Consider the following 19,938-nt stretch of genomic DNA (forward strand, 5'->3'; position numbering starts at 1 on the left):
ACTAATGTAACGTAACTATTTCCCAAAAAGCATACAATTCTTAACATTATTATGAATTCACTAACTCATTTCCTCAAAACTCTTACTCTCCGCATCTTAGCGTGTCTGCGTGAGATAAAACCATATAAATTGCAGATAAAGCGAAACTACAAACTGAATAAAATTATTGCCTCTTGCATTTTAATCTGTTTATTAATCCGATTATGTCCTTATTTTGCCCCTATTCATAGTATAGATATTGCCCAGCATCAATTAGCAATAGAGTTTACAGATCGTAACAATTTACCATTAGGAACTGTATTAACTACGGATCAAGAAAATACATCAGTTGTCAAATTAAATCAAGTTTCACCCCAATTCATCAAAGCAATATTAGCCGCCGAAGATGGTAGTTTTTATCAACATGGGGCCTTAGATTTAAAAGCGATTTTTCGAGCGATAAAAGTAGCAATTGAGAATAGGAAAATTGTTTCCGGTGCTTCCACAATTACCATGCAATTGGCGAGAATGTTGGATAATTCACCCCGAACATTTACCGCAAAATTAAAAGAGGTTTGGTTATCTTGGCGATTAGCTGCGGGAATGAGTAAAGATGAAATTTTAGCTGCTTATATTAATCGTCTCCCAATGGGGGGAAATATTTACGGTGTGGAAGCCGCCGCGAGAATTTACTTTTCTATTCCTGCAAGTGATTTAAACTTAGCCCAAGCTGCTATATTAGCAGCAATTCCTAATAATCCCACTTATTTTCATCCTTATCAATATCGAGAAAGATTACAGCAACGACAGAAATATGTTTTAAACAGAATGGTTCAGGAAAAATATATTTCTGATGCAGACGCGCAACAAATATCTCAAGAAGAAGTTATATTTAAACCCCGTCAACAGGGAATTATTGCTGCACCACATTTTTTGTTTTGGTTAGCAAAAACAAATAATACACCTAATTCAGAATCATCACCTATCCGCACGACAATAAATCGCCCTTTACAGCAATTTGTGGAAGCACAAGTACAACAAGTGATTTCCTCTTTAAAGGCTAATAATGTCCATGATGCAGCAGCGGTGATAATTGACAACTCCTCTGGGGAGGTTTTAAGTTATGTTGGTTCGCCTGATTATTTTAATGATGCGAAATTAGGACGAAATGATGGAGTTCAAGCTTTGCGTCAGCCCGGTTCTACTTTAAAGCCATTTGTGTATGAATTAGCCTTAGAAAAGGGAGTAATTAGTCCTCATACGATTTTGCCAGATGTTGCTACCCATTATGCAATTCCGGGAGCAAAATTATATAGTCCTACAGATTATACTAATAGCTTTCTTGGTCCAGTGAGAGTCAGAGTTGCTTTGGCAAATTCTTTAAATGTACCTGCGGTAAAGGTATTAGAAAAAGTGGGTGTAGCAACTTTTTTAAATCGGTTGCATGAGTTAGGTTTTTCCCATCTAAATCAAGGTGCAGAATATTACGGTTTAGGCTTGACTTTGGGTAGTGGTGAAGTGAATTTATGGGAACTAGCTAAGGCTTATTTAACTATGGCTAATATGGGGAAAAATATCCCATTAGTTACGACATTAAACAGTTCCCCAATTACCAATTTTCAATCGTTAGTTTCCAATAATTGGCAATTAATTATTGATATGTTAAGCGATCGCTATGCCAGATCCACAGCTTTTGGTGTAGACTCAGTGTTAAATTTGCCCTTTGCCGTCGCTGTCAAAACTGGCACATCTTCAAATTATCGTGATACTTGGACAGTTGGCTTTAGCCGTGATTATACTGTAGCTACTTGGGTGGGTAATTTCAACGGTGAACCCATGCGTCAGGTTTCCGGTGTTACCGGGGCTGCACCTTTGTGGAACAGAATCATGTTACATCTCCATGAACACCAAACACCGGCTGATTTCCCATCTCCAGAGGGCATGGTAAAATTACCAATCTGTGCTACCACAGGGTTAAAACCTACACCTAGCTGTACTTCAGTAGTTCAGGAGTATTTCTCTGTAAAAGATAAAATTGCTTATGAAAAATCTACGGATTTCCATTTATCACCTGTGTATGATCAATGGTTAGCAAAACAGCCACAATTGCATTCTAATCCTGATAATTTCCGAATTATCTCTCCTCAAAATGGGGATTTATTTCTGCTGCATCCATCTGAAGAAGGACAGCAAAAACTAGAATTTAAAGCTAGTGCAACATTAAATCAGTCTATAGATTGGTGGCTAAATGATCAACATTTATCTACACAATCAACCAATGGGATATTTTGGCATTTACGCCCTGGTAATTGGAAGCTAGAAGCCAGGACTGGTAAGATGCACGACCAAATAAACTTTCAAGTGGAGGTGGGAAATATCCAACGGAGAAAACAAGGTTTTTCTGTAGCAGATCCTACTAAATTATAGGATGTTATGGATTGATGAATTTTACATAATTACCTCAATCTTTTATCCGGGATTTGATCAATCAAATTCGATAATGTAAATATAGTTGAAACTTTTAAGCAAGTGAAAATAGCCATGAAGAATACACAAGAAACCAAGTCTGCGAAAAAGAAACAGTCGTTTCTTCCTGTTGATATTGGGACTCCTAAAGTACCAGTCCGCAAAACTAAAGCGAAAAATCAACAGTCTGAATCACTCAGCGACTGGGAACACGCGAGTTAATTTATGAACTGCTTTTTTTTCCCTGCATCTGTCTAAACTATGATTTGTAGTGATTTTGGTGATAATGATGATTTAATATGGTAATCATTGAATCAAAGTAATCAAAATAATTATAGTTTAGACAATCATCAAGTAAGGTAGGGTAAGTTAGGGTCAAGAAAAGATGATCAATGAAAAGTATAAATACTCGGAACTGACATCGAAAATCATTGGATGTTCTATGACTGTGCATAAAACATTGGGTAGTGGTTTTCAAGAAGTAATTTATCAAAGAGTATTGGTAATTGAAATGCAATTGGCGGGTATTTCTTTTGCAAGAGAATTTGAAATATGATTTTTATGATTGATAGGATGAAGATGATTTACTCTTATGATTGAGAGTCACACCTGTGAAAATCTTCATCACATTAATCAAAAAAATCGGACGAATCATAGTTAAGACTATGCTACCATCTACCAATGGGTAGAAAATCAGGGTTATAAAAATGCAAAGTGGTGACCAAAATCTGATTATTTTGATGATTTACATACTAACCGTCTATTGGACATTTAATCGCATGATTCAATCTATAGACGATATAGTAAAACTAGATTTCCCAAAAGATGCTGTTGATAATCAATTAAAAGAACAAAATCTCCAAGACACTGTGGGTATTTCCTTTAAAACAGGTACTTATGGTTTGGATAAAGTAGAAACTGATCTCAAAGAGTTATCAATGAGTATTGAAAATAAATCAGATAGTATTGCCATATATGTTGACTGGGATAATAGTTCTTTCGTCGTTGAACATACCAAGCAATCTCGGCGCGTGATTCGCAAATCTCCAGATGTAACCCGCGATTTAGCCATACCTCAAGTACCGACAATCATTGCTCCTAAAAAGACAATTTCTGAAAATGTCACCGCAGAAGATGTATTTCAAAGAGACAAAGAATCAGGAACATATAAACCAGCTTCTCCCTTAATTAATGTTGCTGCTATCAAGAAAAATGATAAACAAAAGAAGTTATACAAAGACTTCATAGATGGCAAAAAAGATTTAGAATTTTCATTACAAATTGTGCTGCGAATTTCGGAAATGAGAGTCGGTATTGCGCCAGGAATGAATGTTCCTCCAGTGTCAATTATTAATTGTCCTTTCACTATTAAAAAGCTTCCTTGGACCTATGCCTTACCTTGGAATAAAAAGTGATCTATGAATATCCTCAACTTCTGGAAAAAGTCGGGGATCTGAATCTGGTGATTTTCAGGCAATCAAATGTAAAATAAAGAAGAGAGTAGGCGTAGGCAGTTGCAGATTAGTCATGAAGACTGGTTTGAGGAAAGTCCGGGCTTCCGAAAGACCAAACTTGCTGGATAACGCCCAGTGCGAGTGATCGTGAGGATAGTGCCACAGAAAGATACCGCCAGTCAATTTATTGATTGGTAAGGGTGCAAAGGTGCGGTAAGAGCGCACCAGCAGCGTCGAGAGGCGTTGGCTCGGTAAACCCCGGTTGGAAGCAAGGCCACAAGGAACTATGGTTGGTCTTTTACCAGTTCCGCTTCAAAAGAGCCGCTAGAGGTGTTTGGTAACAAGCATCCCAGATAGATAACTGCCCTCGCAAGAGAACAGAACCCGGCTTACTACCGACTCTCTTTGAAAACGGACTTTGGATTTTATTTTCCATAGTTCGTTTTTTCAATTACTACAAAAAATGGTAAAACTCAGGTATTAAATCTTTTTGATTATACTTTGACAAAAAATTTTTTAGATTTGGTGAATTTAGCTTTGATAAATTGAGTGTATTGATGATCAATTTTAGCATCTTTAACGTTCACAAGAAACTAAAAAGAGTAATTCCAGAAAAACTAGAATTACCCTTTTTAAAGGTTTAGGAAAAATTACGCAAAGGCAGCCATTTTCACATCGTTATTACCAAGAATTTCTTGTAATTCCTCAGCGTCTACGGTTTCTTTTTCAATCAGCATTTGAGCAATTTCATCTAATACCTTGCGGTTATCAACTAAAACTTCTTTAGCTCGACTGTAAGCAGTATCTACCAACTTCCGAACTTCTTCGTCAATAGCAGCAGCGGTTTCTTCTGAGAAGTCACGTTCTGACATAATATCTCGACCCAGGAACATATTTCCTTGTTGACGACCCAGGGCTACTGGACCCAAGCGATCGCTCATGCCAAACCGAGTTATCATTTGTTTAGCTACTCTAGCCACTTGCTGTAAATCATTAGAAGCACCAGTGGTAACTTCCTCTTCACCAAAAATGATTTCCTCAGCCAGACGACCACCTAAAGCCACAGCCATTTGATTTTCCAAATAAGCACGGCTATATAAACCAGTGTCCATGCGGTCTTCACTGGGAGTAAACCAAGTTAAACCACCGGCTTGACCACGAGGAATAATGCTAATCTTTTGCACAGGGTCATAGTCAGGCATTAAAGCCCCAACTAAAGCGTGACCTGCTTCATGGTATGCAACCAAAGTTTTGCGCTTTTCGCTCATTACCCGGTCTTTCTTTTCGGGACCGGCTAATACACGGTCAATTGCATCATTAATTTCATCCATCGAAATTTCGGTTAAATTGCGACGGGCGGCTAAAATTGCGGCTTCATTCAACAGGTTAGATAAATCTGCACCGGTAAAACCAGGAGTCCGACGGGCAATTTTATCCAAGTCTACATCTTTAGATAAAGTTTTACCACGAGCGTGAACTCTCAAGATTTCGCTTCTACCAGCGTAGTCGGGACGGTCTACCACAACTTGACGGTCAAAACGACCTGGACGTAATAAAGCAGCATCTAATACATCAGGACGGTTGGTAGCAGCAATAATAATAATACCAGTGTTACCTTCAAAACCATCCATTTCCGTTAGTAACTGGTTGAGGGTTTGTTCCCGTTCGTCGTTACCACCACCTAAACCAGCACCCCGTTGACGACCTACTGCGTCAATTTCATCAATAAAGACGATACAAGGAGCATTAGTTTTCGCTTGTTCAAATAAATCGCGGACGCGGGAAGCGCCCACACCAACGAACATTTCTACAAATTCAGAACCAGAAATTGAGAAGAAAGGAACACCTGCTTCTCCAGCAACAGCCCGCGCGAGGAGGGTTTTACCAGTACCAGGAGGTCCAACTAAAAGTACACCTTTAGGAATTTTTGCACCAATGGCGGTAAAGCGATCGGCATTCTTTAAAAAGTCTACAACTTCATTTAGTTCTAATTTGGCTTGGTCAATACCCGCAACGTCACCAAAGGTAACTTGAGTTTGGGGTTCCATTTGCACTCTGGCTTTAGATTTACCAAAGTTCATAGCTTGGTTACCTGGTCCACCTTGAGCGCGACGGAGAAGGAAAAATAAACCAACTAACAGCAATACAGGGAAGAATAAGCTGCTAAGAGCCTTAAACCAGAATCCTTCGTCTGCTTGAGGTAATACGGCAATATCAACACCTTTATTTGTCAGAGTGTTGATTAAAGCTGGGTCATTAACTAAGGTAACAATCTTTTTGTTAGGGTCATATTTAGGTGTCACCAAAGCTGTAGACCGGTCAGAACTCAAACTGACTCTCTCAACTCTGCCTTTTTCAACTTCTTGGAGAAATTGGCTGTAGCGCCATGTTTCTCGGCTTTGAGGTTGTTTGTCAAACAATGCCGTTCCTAGCGCAATAACAACTATAAAAAGGAGCGCGTACAGCCCCGTATTTCGCCATCTTTTATTATTCACCGATGTTGATTCTCCTGTACTTGTTTGCTGCTTATACCTAGCTTCTCTAAGGAAGAGGACATTATGATAATTATGTTAACTTATCTTAATATATCTTAAAACAATCCTCCTGTCACAATAAAAATAATCTGTTCTACCCTACAGGCCTGAAAGACGAGGACAGTAGGAATTCTATTGTAGCGATTCTTCGCAGGAGTCAGGAGTCAGGAGTCAAGAGGAAGAATAAAATTACCCAATGACCAATGACCAATCAATCTTTTTCTGGTGGTCTAATACTAACTGTGCCGTCGGCATTTTTAACGACCCTTCCTCCCAAGCCTTCAATTTCCTGAATTGCTCGGCTGCGAGTTTTTTCATCCACATTATTGTTTAAAACCATTGCCCATGTAGCTACTCGTGCTGCTTTACTGTCAGGATTTTTACTCAAGAATTTGGCAGTTTTCTGAGAAATATATGCTACTTGCTTGCCTTCTTCATCAGTATAAGCGCTCGCCCACTCTGCGGCTTTGAGGAAAGATTTTTTTGATGATTGAGCATTACCTAAAAATAATAACTCATCTGTGCCTTTATAACGCCAAATATAGTATGATCTGGGGGGAATTTGTGGTGATAAGGATTTTAATCCTTTTTCCATCAGAGCTATAGTCCTATCTGGCATACCACCATATAAAGAACTACTTATAGAAAGCCCTAAATAGGCTTCTAAAAAACGTGGATCACGGTCTAAAATAACTTCAAAATACTCCGGGCTGATACTGTATCCGGTTTTGTCTCTGGCTTCATTATCACCGAAGAATTGCAAAAAGTCAATATATACCCAATCGGCAATGAGATTTTTATAACTAAAACTGGGGATAGCCTGAAGTAAGTTTAAGCGGAAAATTTCTTTTTTGAGGTCTTTTTGCAGAATTTCTACGGAAATAGATTGTTTATTAATTAATAGTTTTTGCAGTTTTGGTATTTGCATTAAGCTAATACTGACAATACAAAAGCCAGCAACTAAGGGCGTGGTAATAGCTTCACGAGATAAAAACATAGTAGGGAATAGGGAATAGGGAATGGGTAGTGGGTAATGGGTAATAGGGAGGGATTTTCTTCTTTCTTCTTTCTTCTTTTTTCTCCTGACTCCTCTATTATTTTTGCAGTAATTTCCAACATTGTTGAGCTATCGCCCAATCTTCTTGAGTTTCTATAACTAAGACTCGCACTGTGGAATCAGGTGTGGCAATATCAACATCAATAGGTTGCTGGTGATTTTTCGCTGAGTCAATTTTCAGTCCTAAAAATCCCCAGGCTTCGCAAGCAGCTTGACGAATTGCTGGGGAGTTTTCGCCGACTCCAGCGGTAAAAACTAAAACATCTAAACCTTGTAAACTAGCCAACATTGCCCCGATCCCAGACCGGAGGCGATGTACGTATATATCCCAGGCTAGTTGGGCGCGTTGATTACCTTGGTCTTTTGCGGCTATCACTTCCCTTAAATCACTAGATACTCCAGAAATACCTTTTAATCCTGAAGCTTTATTTAATACATTATCTAATTCTTGACTAGAGTAATTATACTGTTGCAATAAATAAATTAAAATCCCTGGATCAATTGAACCACTGCGGCTACCCATCATTAAACCATCTAGGGGAGTAAATCCCATTGTTGTGTCAATACTGCAACCATTTTTGATGGCGGCTAAAGAACAACCATTACCTAAATGACAGGTAATTATTCGCAGAGATTGTAAATCTTGACCAAGAATTTCCGCCGCTCGATTGGCACAATACTGGTGACTGATGCCATGAAAGCCGTAACGGCGAATATCTTGTTGAACTAAATGATAGGGGATGGGATAGGTAGCTGCGGCTTCGGGTAAAGTTTGGTGAAATCCGGTATCGAAAACTGCGATTTGGGGGATATTCCCTAGACTATTTTCAATGGCTTCAATGCCGGATAAAGCGGCTGGATTATGGGCTGGGGCTAGATTGCATAGGTGAGCGATCGCCTGTTTGACTTCTTCCGTAATTATTACAGCCTCTTGGTAATTTTGTCCGCCATGTACTACTCGATGTCCTACCACATCTATGGCTGCTAAATCATCAATTACCTTGGTTGTGCTATTTGTAAGGGTAGATAGCAAATGAGTAAACTGCACCTGTCGGGAATCATCAGTCAGGGTTTCTTGTAGTTTTGCACCTGTAGCGGTTTTAACTGTAATTTCTGCCTGATGGTCTTCAGTCCAATTGATTTTTCCTACCCACAGAGGTTGGGGGGCTAAATTAGGAATCGTGGATGTCATGTCATACAGACAACTCTTTTGGCTGCTAGAACCGGCATTGAGGATGAGTATTTTCATAAATTCAAATTCCCTGTTTCCTACATTTAGCTTTTTATCTACTATGAATTAACCGCAGATTTACCCATGTCTTGCACCCAGAGGCGCAGAGAGTTAATTGTCTTTTATTCTATTTGCAAAACCAAGGTTTCTTCGCCTGGTGAAATTAGGGTTTTTCCGACTGGTAAAATGGCTAAAGCATTAGTTTGAGCTAAATTAATTAAGTTCCCTGAATTTAAGTTACTACTTGTTTGCTCAAATTCATAAATACCATTATTTAATTTTAAATTACCCCAAATATAAGTTTCCATTTCTCCGTTAGATTTTAATTCGCAATGGGATTTTACTTTGATAAATTTACTTTCCCAACCTCGATTGATTCCTGAAAGTTTTTTAATGGTCGGTTGCACAAATCGCCAAAATGTCACTAAAGCCGAAACGGGATTTCCTGGTAAACCAAAATAAAGAGAATTAGTAAATGTAGCAAATGTTAGAGGTTTTCCTGGACGCATTTGCACAGCGCGAAAATGGATTTCTGCCCCTAGAGATGCTAAAATTTTATCAATATAATCATAATCACCGACGGAAACTCCACCAGAAGAAAGAACTATATCGGCATGATTAATCGCATAATTTATAGTCTCTATTAATGCGGTAGGATTATCTTTAACAATTCCTAACATTAACACTTCTGCATTCAACTCTCGTACCAAAGCTGCTAAGGCATATTGGTTAGAATCCACTATTTGTCCAGGTTTTAGGGTTTGTTCTGGTGTTACCAACTCATCACCACTGGAAAAAATTGCCACTCGTGGACGACGTAAAACACTGATTTTAGGCAACTGTGCTGCGGCTAAAATGGCAATTTCCGCTGCTTTGAGGGTAATTCCCCCGGGTAAAAGTTCTGTTCCTGCTTGGTAAAAGTCTCCTTGTTTTCTGATAAATTCTTGGGGTTGAGGTGCAGAAAAAATAGAAACGCGATTTTCCTGCAATTTAGTTTTTTCCTGCATAACTACAGTATCCGCACCTTTTGGTATGATTACCCCAGTGAAAATTCTGGCTGCTTGTCCTTGTTTAATAGTATTTTTGGGTTGATATCCTGCAGGGATCTCTTGGACAACTTCTAAAATTGTCGGATTTTCAGGAGTGGAACTTTGCACATCTTCATAACGCACTGCAAAACCATCCATTGCGGAATTATCCCAATGGGGAAAATCCAAAGCACTAATGACAGGAGTTGCTAAAATCCGATGAAATCCTGTTAATAAGTCCACAATTTCAAGATCATGTTCTTGATTTAAAGGTTGAACATGATTGAAAATAATCGTTTCTGCATCTTTGACGGATAACATAGTGAATAATTTAGTTACTGTTAGAAATTAAATTTCTTCTAGCATACCTCTAAGATACAAGGTTGGGTTGTGGAACGTAAACGTTCGCGGAGCAATAGCATGAAACCCAACAAATGCGCTGGGTTGCGCTGTCGCTTAACCCAACAAAGCAGGAAATGGACAAGGTATTGATAAATTTGATCAGTTTATTGCCCATTATAAGAAAAAAGACAGGCGAAAAGCCTGTCAAATAACCGATAATCTAGCCAAGAATTTGTAATCATTCTGAACAGTGATTTTTCTGATTCATGAATTATCTAAATCAAATAAATCACACCGATCATAGTTATGATTTAGAAATTCATTTCCGCAGCTTGGACTTTTTCTACTTGTTTCTTCTTGAGAACTAGCATTACTTGTGCCATCATCACTAAACAGATAAAAGCAACTAACCATGCAACTCTAGAAGAGTCTTGCAAAACAATTTCTGCATCTCTTTGACCAAAACCACCAACATTGGGGTTGTTGGTTAAAGCATCACCAATGGCAACGGCTTGTCCTTCAGTCACAATTAATTCTGGTCCAACGGGAACTGTATCGGTAACAACATCACCAGTTGCGGTTGTGATGCTGATTAGATTCTTAACGTTGCCGTCTTCATCTTCTGTTTGAGCAATTTTGCTAATTGTACCGGCAGCGGAAGCGTTGAATAGGTTATTATTGCTCTTCTCACCTGTGGGGTAAACTTGTCCACGTCCGCGATTACCGCCTACATGAACAGAGTATTTGCCAAAGTGGATATTTTTGTCTGTAGCGGGGTTAGGAGAAAGAATGGGGAAGACGATTTCTTGATAGTCTTCACCGGGTAATGGACCAACGATGACGACATTATCTGTGCTGTCGTTGTAGGGGGTGAATGTCATGTCACCCACTTCTTCTTTCATTTCTTCAGGAATGCGATCTTCTGGGGCAATCTTGAAGCCTTCGGGCAACATTAATACAGCGCCGACATTTAAACCAACCTTAGAACCATCAGCACCAACTTGTTGCACGGTGGCATCGTAAGGGATTTTGACAACGGCTTTAAATACGGTGTCAGGAAGTACAGATTGGGGAATTTCTATTTCTGTGGGTTTAGCAGCTAGGTGACAGTTAGCGCAAACAATTCGCCCTGTGGCTTCACGGGGGGTTGCGGGAGCGGTTTCTTGCGCCCAAAAGGGATAGGCAGCGGCAGTTTGTGGAACGGCTATATCGCTAGTGAAGAAAAAGGTAACAGTAGCGATCGCTATTAGCAATGTCTTAACCATTGCTTTAGCAGTGCGAGTTAACCTCGCAGGTGTAAGGGCATTTCTCATCTCTATAAAGTCATTTGTCAGTTGTCAGTTGTCAGTTGTCAGTTGTCAAGAGTGAATCTGAGAGTTACTCCAAACGACTAAGCACTTGTGTAACTTGGAAATTAAGCCCACCAAGCGGCATCCCCGGTGCGGAAATCGGTTTCTGTCCAAGGTGTGAGTAGAATTTTGTCGTCTTCTACCTTGGCATGGGCTAAAGCTAAGGATTTTGGTGCAGGACCACGAATTACTTTACCAGTAGCGTCATATTGTGAACCATGACAAGGGCATTTAAACTTATTCTCTGCCACGTTCCAGGGTACAACACAACCTAAGTGGGTACAAATAGCATTAATCCCGTAGTCAGCGATCGCTTCTTTACTTTCTACTACAATATAGGTAGGATCTCCCTTGAGTCCTTGCACCAAAGTGCGATCGCCTACATTATGGCTATCCAGAAACTTACTAACACTAACATCATTACCTAGTTCATTCTTGGCTACAGTACCGCCACCAGCACCACCACTAGCAGGAGGGATGAAGTAGTTAACAACAGGGTACAATGCACCTAACGCCACTCCGGTAACAGTCCCAAAAGTGAGCAGGTTCATAAACTGACGACGACCCATATCGGGAACGTCTGTGATTTCTGAAAATTGAGCCATAATCTCCGCGCTGTTTGTGTAATTTATTAATCATTTTGACAAGAGTACCAGCACAAGAGCCACTCTCATCTGAACTGAAATCATAACGCTCACAACGATGCCATAATTCTTAGTTGCAAGACATAGTGAACATCTTTTCCGTTAGCATTACATTTCTTTATATCCCTATCATACTGGAGTCACGGAACTTAATATCATAACTAAATGTAAAATCTAGATAAGCTAAGGGAACAGGGAATAGGGAATAGGGAATAGGGCAGGGGGCAGGGGGCAGTAATTGTCTAATTACCAAAATCCAAAATCCAAAATCCAAAATCTAAAATCTAAAATTACTATGACTGGAAAGGAATTACGCCAACTGTTGATTGATAAATGGGGACAACCTTATGATGTCCAGTTTCGCCGCACACAAGGTAAAATATTTCTGCAAATCATGTGGAAATACTTTGGACAAGTTTCTTTTCCCATGAGCGAAACAGATTATCAAGATCATCTGGACAGCATTGCCAATTATCTTAATGCTTTAGGCGGAATACAACAAGTACAAACTTTTATTCTACAAACTAAAGAGCGTCCTCGTCTTGGCAAAGCAGTTAGCATACCTCTTGATTTGGGTGAACGGGCTTCGGAATGGATTGTTTAAAGATCAGGTAATGGGTAATATATTCCTGACTCCGAACTCCGGATAGCGCAGCGTGGCGTTAGCCATACTCCTAACTCCGAACTCCTAACTCCTGATGCAGTTACCTCCAAAACTGAAGATATAAAAAAATTAACGGCAAAACATCAGATATCTGTTACCATCTACACTTATTGTACTAGGTCAACACGGTATTAATCAGGCTATGATTATGGGACGGTTTTAGAAGCCTGGAACGCTCCAGGTAAATTATGTTAATTTTTACAAGAAGCTACGAGAACACAGTGCAGGGGACGTAAGCTGTGCGAATTCCGCTTGATTATTACCGAATTCTAGGATTACCGTTGGCGGCAAATGAGGAACAATTGCGACAGGCATATAGCGATCGCATTGTCCAATTACCCCGACGGGAATACTCGACTACCTCTATATCTTCTCGCAAGAAGCTGATTGAAGAAGCTTATATGGTTTTATTAAATACCGACGAGCGCAAAGCCTACGATCAGCTTTATCTAGCTCACGTTTATACTCCTAACAAAAATGCTGACACAGTTTCACAAGAAAACCTAGTAGATCCCAACCCCAAAGACCAAGAGGGTCAAAGTCTCAGCATCGAAATCACCCCAGAGCGATTTGTTGGTTCTTTGCTAATACTCCAAGAACTAGGAGAATATGAATTAGTATTAAAACTCGGTCGCCCGTACCTAGTTAATAAGCCTAGTCCAATTAGTCTCAAAACAGGTCATCGTACCACCCAAACAGAAACTCCTGAAAATCCAGACCTACCAGACATTATCCTCACCGTCTCCCTAGCTTGCTTAGAACTAGGACGGGAAGAATGGCAGCAAGGTCACTATGAAAATGCCGCCGTATCCCTAGAAACTGGTGAGGAATTATTAGCACGGGAAGGTTTATTTCCCAGCGTCCGCGCCGAAATGACCGCTGATCTTTACAAACTGCGTCCCTACCGCATCTTGGAACTATTAGCACTACCACAAACACAGATCCCCAAACGTCGGCAAGGATTAGAACTATTACAAAGTATCTTAGAAGATCGGGGTGGTATTGATGGCACGGGCAACGATCAATCAGGACTCAACATAGATGACTTTTTACGATTTATCCAACAAATTCGCCATTATTTAACAGTCTCAGAACAGCACAAACTCTTTGAATTAGAAAGTAAACGCCCCTCAGCCGTGGCCACATATTTAGCAGTATACTCCTTAATCGCTAGAGGTTTTGCCCAACGCCAACCAGCATTAATTCGTCAAGCCAAGCAACTATTAATGCAATTAGGCAAACGCCAAGATGTGCATTTGGAACAATCCCTTTGTGCTTTACTCATGGGACAAACGGAAGAAGCCACCCGGGTTTTAGAACTAAGTCAAGAATATGAAGCCTTAGCTTTTATTCGGGAAAAATCCCAAGACTCACCAGACCTATTACCCGGACTATGCTTATACAGTGAACAATGGTTGCAGCAAGAAGTATTTCCCCATTTTCGAGATTTGGCAAAACAGCAAGCCTCGTTAAAAGAATACTTTGCTGATAGACAAGTACAAGCTTATCTAGAATCTTTACCCAACGATGCCCAAGTCACGAATGAATGGGCAGTAATTAACCATCAATCTTTTCCCCAGCCAGATATTCATCATTCCAATCACCATCATAATCACACCACACAAACACCACAACATCACCAACCACTCAATCCTGAATTACCACAAACCCATCCTCGACCTCAACCTGAATCTTCCCAGGGTTCTATACCGAGATGGAATCATCCATCAACGGATAGAAATGGGGGAAATCAAATATCACAAATACCCTTAACAGCAGCCAACCCAAACAGAAGAACACATCCAGTTAATGATCATCCGACCGCAGCGACAAACCACCAACCACCCAAACGCAGGAGACGTAAACCCACTGCTAATACCCTTCCCCAGCGATTTATCCAGTCTCAAACTAATTTTCTCAATGGTCTAGATCCAAAAACGCGCTTAGTTTGGCTAGTTTTCTTCTCATTGGGAGGAGTATTAATTTTTTCGTTATTAGTATCAACAACTTTTGGCTTGGTCAAAAATATTTTCTTTCCCAGTCCATCATTAAAGGGAGAACAGTTAGCAATACAACTAAATCAACCACCCACCGACATTCCTGACCCGAATAGCGAACCTGAACTCACCAATAACGAAGAACTGACCAAGGAGACAGCAAAGAAAGTAATTGAAACTTGGTTATCTGTCAAAGCCTCAGCTTTGGGGCAAAGTCATGACATTGATGGTTTAAAGGAAATTTTAACAGGTGCAGTTTTATCCCAATGGCAGTCAGTAGCCCAGCAAGAACAGGAAGATCAACGCCATCGTCAATATAAGCATAATGTAGAAATAGTCGCTGTCTCTAAAAAAGGTACAGATAAAAATTATGTATCTGTAGACGCTAAGGTACAAGAGGTTACTAAGTTTTATCAAAATAGTCAGCAGCAAAAGTCTTCTAATGAAAACTTGCGGGTTCGTTATGATTTGGTTCGCAAAGAAGGCAAATGGCTGATTCAGAAAATGTCGGTGATGCAGAATTTTTTGTAAGGTAGAGGTAATAGGCAACAGGCAATAGGCAATAGGCAATAGGCAACAGGCAAGAGGGGAAAAAAATTTCTTTCTTCATCCTGACTCGGTGACTCCTGACTCGGTGACTCCTCCCTCAATGTCATCAAACTTTAACGCTAATGCCCTGACTGAGATCGCTATGTTAAGATTTCATGACATATTGATCCCCGCAGAGCTGATAAATACGTGAAATATAGTAAAACCTATCTTTAGACCCCTTGATCCCTAGATAGTTTTACTGGTTAATATTTACTTAACAACTCTTTGCAATCCTCAATAAATGCAAAACAACGGCATAACCAGGAATTTCCATGAGTTGGTATCTTAAATAAAAAACAAACAGTAAACAAATTTAAAACTGGGGCAAAACCAGGAGTCAGGAATAAAAAAATCTGGGTAGATGATATTTCATCAAACTTTTTTAACCCGGAAACAATAATTTACCTTTCAAACTACTGGAGTCCAAATCAATGGCAAAAGAACGCCCACCGCTAGAAGAGATGACCCTACGGCAATTACGCAAAGTTGCCAGTGAATACTGTATATCTCGCTATAGCAGAATGCGGAAATCGCAGTTATTAGCATCAATTGAAGACGTTCAAAATAGTAAATTCTCGCTCAGTTCATCCCCTAATCTGGAGGCACAAGAAACCGTGGAAGCAGCAAAATTTGAGTTAGGTCAAGAAGATCGGACTGGTGGTTCTCTCGCTGATGTTGATGAAGCACTAGCAGATTTACCTGCTGGTTATGGTGACAGTCGGATTGTGCTGTTACCTCGTGATCCTCAATGGGCTTACACTTACTGGGATATTCCTAACGACCATAAAGAAGCCCTGCGTCGTCAAGGTGGACAAACCCTAGCTTTGCGGATTTATGATGTCACTGATGTTGATTTAGATTATCAAAGTCCCCACAGTATTCAAGAATACCCTGCTGATGAACTAGCGAGAGAATGGTATTTGCCAATTCCCGTGAGCGATCGCGATTATGTGATAGATGTTGGTTATCGCACCGCTGATGGTGGTTGGTTAGTATTAGCGCGTTCTGCGAGAGTGCATATTCCCCCCGTCTACCCTTCCGATTGGATTGAAGATGTCTTCATCAGCGTAGACTTTGAAGAAGACCTCCGTGGTAAGACCTTCTACGAATTAGTTCCCCCATCCAAGAAATTACCAACTGCTACTGCGTCCGCGAGTGGTGGAAATCCCATCTACGAACAAATCTTTGATCTAGCAGAGTCCGCTGAAGCTCAACGGGTTGCAGGTTCTATATTCGGTTCTATGCAGCACGTCCCCGGTTCTGCCGCTCCCGAACAAGCTCTCAGTTCCTACGTTTTCCCATCTGGTGTAGGTATGTGGGCTATTCCTACCGTATCTGGTTTAACTATGTCCGGTGTGGGAATGTCCGGTTTCTCCGCTTCTGCTGTTCCTGCCCGTCCTCGCAAATTCTGGTTGGTTGCTGATGCTGAATTGATTGTTTACGGTGCAACCGAACCTGATGCAACTGTAACCATTGGTGGTCGTCCCATTAAACTTAATTCGGATGGTACATTCCGCTTCCAAATGTCTTTCCAAGATGGTTTAATTGACTACCCAATTTTAGCTGTTGCTGCTGATGGTGAACAAACCCGTTCTATTCACATGAAGTTTGAGCGCGAAACACCTTCTCGTCATACTAATACTAAAGATGAAGCTGTTTTGGAATGGATGGTATAAGTTCTGTATCTGAAGATTAACCATAACTGCAATTAATAACTTTACCCGTTATAGGACTCCTGTAGCGGGTTTTTTATTGTTTGAATCAGGATTAAAAGCCATTGGTGACAAGTTAAGGCTGTAAGTCTTTTGTCAACTGGAGTTTAGACTAAAGCATGAAAAAATGACCCAGAAGGACTATTCAACTTAAATTTTGCACCATGAGAACGGCGACGACCTTTGCCACTATAAGGTGGTGGTGCATCATATATGACTCGATTAGGACGTAACCGCATTAATTTATCTGCGGGGATATCACTCGTTTGATTGATAAAACTAGCACAGCCATATTCACAAATCCCATAAGCTAATCGGACGTGTAGGTAGATTTTCGCACACCAGCTTTAGCTGTGCAGCGGCTTTTTGAATTGGGTTCTCAAAACTAGTATTTTCAACCCCTCAAAACTTCAAAAGCGATCGCCATTGCTGCCAGTTTTCTCGTATCAATACCACGAACATTATCTGGGAGTTCGGTTGTTGCCCTGTCAGCACCGTTACGAGTACCTGCATCTAGATCATTGAGCAAATTATCTGTCACTTCTAACAAATCATCATTAACATTCATCGGACCTTTATTCAGACCGCTGCTTTTGGCAATTGTTTGTAATACTTTTAGGGAAGTTTGCAAAGGTGTAGTACTAGCAATAACAAGTGCTTCGGCAACGCCCAAGGGTTCACCAATGGTAAGTTTAAAGCCATCAAGACCAGCTTGAGGAATTACTAATTTTTGTTTTGGCTTGATCAATGCTGCTGTTTCTGAAGCTGACCAATCATTAGGATAAATAATCGTCATTGTTCCTTCAGCATCAATCACTAAAATACTCACGTAGAGATGACTAGATTCCTTATTTTCTATTTGGAAAGCAATTTGTGTTCCTACGGTTAATTGAGGTATCCCTAACTCAGAAAACCTGACAGGTGATACTGGTACGGTTGGGTTTGAATCTACGGAAACTTTCTTAACACCACGAATAGCGAAAGTTTCAGCAATGATTTTTTGGCTATTAGCAATATTCATGGAAACAGTCACATTTAGCCGTGATGAATTGGTATTACCTAATACCTGCTTAATAATTCGTGCTGCCAGCAGGGATTTAAATTTCGGTTTTAATCTGGTTATTGCTTCTTGGATAGTTTCTGTAGTTTCACCAAAAGAAGCAGGGAGAATCGCATCTTGGCTGGGTAAAAATAAGCCTAAACTACCTACTTGGGGAAGATTTTTGATTCTATTTTTTTGTAATTCTTGTAATTCTTCATACTTGGCTTGAGTCATGCGTCCAAAAATGTACTGTACTTCTGAAGTACCTAATTGTTTGGGTTCAATACGCACAAGTGCTTGCAGAGATTTTATTGCTTGCTGGGCATTGTTATTATCAAAAGATTGATCAATACCAATTTTTAAAGTTAGGTTGTTGGGAATGCTACGGATGCGTTCTTGTAATAATGTTCCAGGTTGTATCTGTAAATTCTGCTTTGTGGAAAGTAGTTTCCCTTGGCCGATTAATCCTTGTCGTGACTCTAGTTTCACTAATCCTCGTTGACTACCTTGACTATCTAAAGCCGTAAAAATAGCGCCTTTTTTAAATGCTTCTAGAGTTTGTGAATCTAGTCCACCTAACCATAATTGTACTTGGTTGTTTTCGACCTTAGTGATTACAGCTTCGGCTGAGATTGCTTGTTGGGGTGTAAAATAAATGGGTGTGTTGGTGTTTTCTTGGGTCAGATTCGATTCTACTTGTGGATTTTGATAGTTTCCTTGCTGATAAGCCAAAGCTGCTGTACTTCGACCGACATTGACGATCGCATTATTGATAGATTGATTATTGGTTTGTTGCCATAAATACTGGGTTAAAGCATAAGTAAAAGCACCTGCATGGAAGTCACTAAAATTCATATCAGCAGCCCATTGATCCCGTTTGGCACTAGCAATAACAACTCCCTTAGCTACTGATTTTTTGCTAAGTTCAATAAACTTTTCTGGTGATAGATTCAAACGTCCTAACCATTGTTTCTGATAATTAAGTTCTACTGAACTAGGTTTAAGCCCTTCACCACCAGAACGCGATCGCACCCGCAAATTTCCCCTTGTTCCACCACCAGAATGACAAGAATCTAATACTACAGTCACATTTTCTGTTTTCAAGGCAGACATAAGTAAAAATAAAGTGCGTCCCATAATATCTGATACCACACCACCAGTAATTCGATATCCTGCTGGTAGTTTGCTATCTATAGGAACTAAAGTGCTATTGAGTCCATCTGGTTGATCTCGATCTGGATCTATGACTCTTGAACCATGTCCAGAAAAGTGAAATACTACTACATCTCCTGGTTTTGCTTGGTTAATCAAATGTTCTTCAAAAGCTGTGAGGATACCTTTACGAGTAGCTTGTTGATCTGTCAATGTGAGGATATCTTGAGGGTTAAAACCAAAGCGGTGAATTAATAACTCTTGTTGTAATTGGACATCAGTTACACAACCTTTTAAAGCTCCAATTGTTCCAGAATATTGATTAATTCCCACCAGTAAAGCTAGTTTACGAGATGTATTTTGAGCCAGAACTTGACCATATCGGTCTCCCTGGTGCATTATATCTAATTGGCTGATACCGACTGTTGCTAAGGTAGAACCAGCTAATTGCAGAAAATGACGGCGTTTGATATTTGACATGATGTTTTTCTCGTTATTGTGATTGGTAATCGGTAATTGGTAATTGGTGATTGGTAATTGGTAATTGGTAATTGGTGATAGGATGTTTTAAAAGTTTTTAATGTATAAATAAACCCCTCTCCAAACCTCTCCAGTATTAAATGTTATTCCTTTTCCCTCTCCTTTTAGGAGAGGGTTAGGGAGAGGTGCGGGGAGAGGCTTTGAAACCCCCATTCC

The 19,938-nt window shown here is 40.0% G+C and carries 15 protein-coding genes and 1 other RNA gene; 8 read left to right on the top strand and 8 right to left on the bottom strand.

The genetic code is table 11. From position 1 onward, the window contains the following. Positions 1-51 precede the first annotated feature (51 nt). The 5 genes from pbpC to rnpB all read left to right on the top strand — a co-directional run bounded on the left by pbpC (position 52) and on the right by rnpB (position 4,307). Positions 52-2,406, top strand: coding sequence for a penicillin-binding protein 1C (pbpC, locus tag IQ226_RS14225; protein ID WP_228039442.1), 2,355 nt, complete (start codon positions 52-54; stop codon positions 2,404-2,406). Between the two features lie 114 nt (positions 2,407-2,520). Further along, a complete protein-coding gene (locus IQ226_RS14230; protein ID WP_193896351.1) occupies positions 2,521-2,667 on the top strand; it encodes a hypothetical protein in 147 nt (48 codons plus the stop codon). A 163-nt stretch (positions 2,668-2,830) separates the two neighbouring features. After that, positions 2,831-3,001, top strand: coding sequence for a GxxExxY protein (locus IQ226_RS14235; RefSeq protein ID WP_228039443.1), 171 nt, complete (start codon positions 2,831-2,833; stop codon positions 2,999-3,001). A gap of 151 nt (positions 3,002-3,152) precedes the next feature. Next, positions 3,153-3,860 (top strand): hypothetical protein, encoded by a 708-nt coding sequence (locus IQ226_RS14240; RefSeq protein ID WP_193896353.1) that lies wholly within the window; start codon positions 3,153-3,155, stop codon positions 3,858-3,860. Between the two features lie 81 nt (positions 3,861-3,941). Beyond that, an RNA gene (gene rnpB / locus IQ226_RS14245) (RNase P RNA component class A) lies at positions 3,942-4,307 on the top strand. 242 nt (positions 4,308-4,549) lie between these two features. On the opposite strand, the gene ftsH3 is transcribed toward rnpB, so the two are convergent. The 6 genes from ftsH3 to petC all read right to left on the bottom strand — a co-directional run bounded on the left by ftsH3 (position 4,550) and on the right by petC (position 12,045). Continuing rightward, a complete protein-coding gene (gene ftsH3, locus IQ226_RS14250; RefSeq protein ID WP_193896355.1) occupies positions 4,550-6,394 on the bottom strand; it encodes an ATP-dependent zinc metalloprotease FtsH3 in 1,845 nt (614 codons plus the stop codon). 250 nt (positions 6,395-6,644) lie between these two features. Next, positions 6,645-7,430, bottom strand: a complete 786-nt coding sequence (locus IQ226_RS14255; RefSeq protein WP_193896357.1) for a hypothetical protein — start codon at positions 7,428-7,430, stop codon at positions 6,645-6,647. A gap of 97 nt (positions 7,431-7,527) precedes the next feature. Continuing rightward, entirely contained in the window at positions 7,528-8,739 is a 1,212-nt protein-coding gene (locus tag IQ226_RS14260; protein ID WP_193896359.1) for an acetate kinase, read from the bottom strand. 104 nt (positions 8,740-8,843) lie between these two features. Further along, complete coding sequence (gene glp, locus IQ226_RS14265) at positions 8,844-10,070, bottom strand: gephyrin-like molybdotransferase Glp (RefSeq protein ID WP_193896360.1); 1,227 nt, start codon at positions 10,068-10,070, stop codon at positions 8,844-8,846. A 332-nt stretch (positions 10,071-10,402) separates the two neighbouring features. Then, positions 10,403-11,404: a cytochrome f gene (gene petA, locus IQ226_RS14270; protein WP_193896362.1), complete on the bottom strand. Its 1,002-nt coding sequence runs from the start codon at positions 11,402-11,404 to the stop codon at positions 10,403-10,405. Positions 11,405-11,505: 101 nt separating this feature from the next. Next, the gene (gene petC, locus IQ226_RS14275; protein ID WP_193896364.1) at positions 11,506-12,045 is read right to left on the bottom strand and encodes a cytochrome b6-f complex iron-sulfur subunit; all 540 of its coding nucleotides are present in this window, start codon (positions 12,043-12,045) and stop codon (positions 11,506-11,508) included. A gap of 334 nt (positions 12,046-12,379) precedes the next feature. Between petC and IQ226_RS14280 the strand changes: the two genes are divergently transcribed. The 3 genes from IQ226_RS14280 (at position 12,380) to IQ226_RS14290 (ending at position 17,012) form a co-directional block, all read left to right on the top strand. After that, positions 12,380-12,688, top strand: a complete 309-nt coding sequence (locus IQ226_RS14280; RefSeq protein ID WP_193896366.1) for a DUF3067 family protein — start codon at positions 12,380-12,382, stop codon at positions 12,686-12,688. Positions 12,689-12,987: 299 nt separating this feature from the next. Further along, complete coding sequence (locus IQ226_RS14285) at positions 12,988-15,276, top strand: IMS domain-containing protein (RefSeq protein ID WP_193896368.1); 2,289 nt, start codon at positions 12,988-12,990, stop codon at positions 15,274-15,276. A 491-nt stretch (positions 15,277-15,767) separates the two neighbouring features. Further along, a complete protein-coding gene (locus IQ226_RS14290; RefSeq protein ID WP_193896370.1) occupies positions 15,768-17,012 on the top strand; it encodes a DUF4912 domain-containing protein in 1,245 nt (414 codons plus the stop codon). Between the two features lie 143 nt (positions 17,013-17,155). Here IQ226_RS14290 and IQ226_RS25590 read toward each other — a convergent pair whose 3' ends face one another. Together IQ226_RS25590 and IQ226_RS14295 are read right to left on the bottom strand one after the other, a co-directional pair. Then, on the bottom strand, positions 17,156-17,287 hold the full coding sequence (locus tag IQ226_RS25590; RefSeq protein ID WP_255539968.1) for a hypothetical protein: 132 nt from the start codon (positions 17,285-17,287) through the stop codon (positions 17,156-17,158). A 155-nt stretch (positions 17,288-17,442) separates the two neighbouring features. Further along, positions 17,443-19,722: a caspase family protein gene (locus tag IQ226_RS14295; protein ID WP_193896372.1), complete on the bottom strand. Its 2,280-nt coding sequence runs from the start codon at positions 19,720-19,722 to the stop codon at positions 17,443-17,445. Positions 19,723-19,938 lie beyond the last annotated feature (216 nt).

The organism is Dolichospermum sp. LEGE 00240, assembly GCF_015207875.1.
GTDB lineage: Bacteria > Cyanobacteriota > Cyanobacteriia > Cyanobacteriales > Nostocaceae > Dolichospermum > Dolichospermum gracile.

Excerpts from the sequence above, each read along its gene's own strand:
- pbpC (WP_228039442.1), top strand. The coding sequence starts at position 52 with ATGAATTCACTAACTCATTTCCTCAAAACTCTTACTCTCCGCATCTTA.
- IQ226_RS14255 (WP_193896357.1), bottom strand. The coding sequence starts at position 7,430 with ATGTTTTTATCTCGTGAAGCTATTACCACGCCCTTAGTTGCTGGCTTT.
- IQ226_RS25590 (WP_255539968.1), bottom strand. The coding sequence starts at position 17,287 with ATGCGGTTACGTCCTAATCGAGTCATATATGATGCACCACCACCTTAT.
- IQ226_RS14240 (WP_193896353.1), top strand. The coding sequence starts at position 3,153 with ATGCAAAGTGGTGACCAAAATCTGATTATTTTGATGATTTACATACTA.
- petC (WP_193896364.1), bottom strand. The coding sequence starts at position 12,045 with ATGGCTCAATTTTCAGAAATCACAGACGTTCCCGATATGGGTCGTCGT.
- petA (WP_193896362.1), bottom strand. The coding sequence starts at position 11,404 with ATGAGAAATGCCCTTACACCTGCGAGGTTAACTCGCACTGCTAAAGCA.
- glp (WP_193896360.1), bottom strand. The coding sequence starts at position 10,070 with ATGTTATCCGTCAAAGATGCAGAAACGATTATTTTCAATCATGTTCAA.
- IQ226_RS14295 (WP_193896372.1), bottom strand. The coding sequence starts at position 19,722 with ATGTCAAATATCAAACGCCGTCATTTTCTGCAATTAGCTGGTTCTACC.
- IQ226_RS14230 (WP_193896351.1), top strand. The coding sequence starts at position 2,521 with ATGAAGAATACACAAGAAACCAAGTCTGCGAAAAAGAAACAGTCGTTT.
- IQ226_RS14260 (WP_193896359.1), bottom strand. The coding sequence starts at position 8,739 with ATGAAAATACTCATCCTCAATGCCGGTTCTAGCAGCCAAAAGAGTTGT.
- IQ226_RS14280 (WP_193896366.1), top strand. The coding sequence starts at position 12,380 with ATGACTGGAAAGGAATTACGCCAACTGTTGATTGATAAATGGGGACAA.
- IQ226_RS14290 (WP_193896370.1), top strand. The coding sequence starts at position 15,768 with ATGGCAAAAGAACGCCCACCGCTAGAAGAGATGACCCTACGGCAATTA.
- IQ226_RS14235 (WP_228039443.1), top strand. The coding sequence starts at position 2,831 with ATGATCAATGAAAAGTATAAATACTCGGAACTGACATCGAAAATCATT.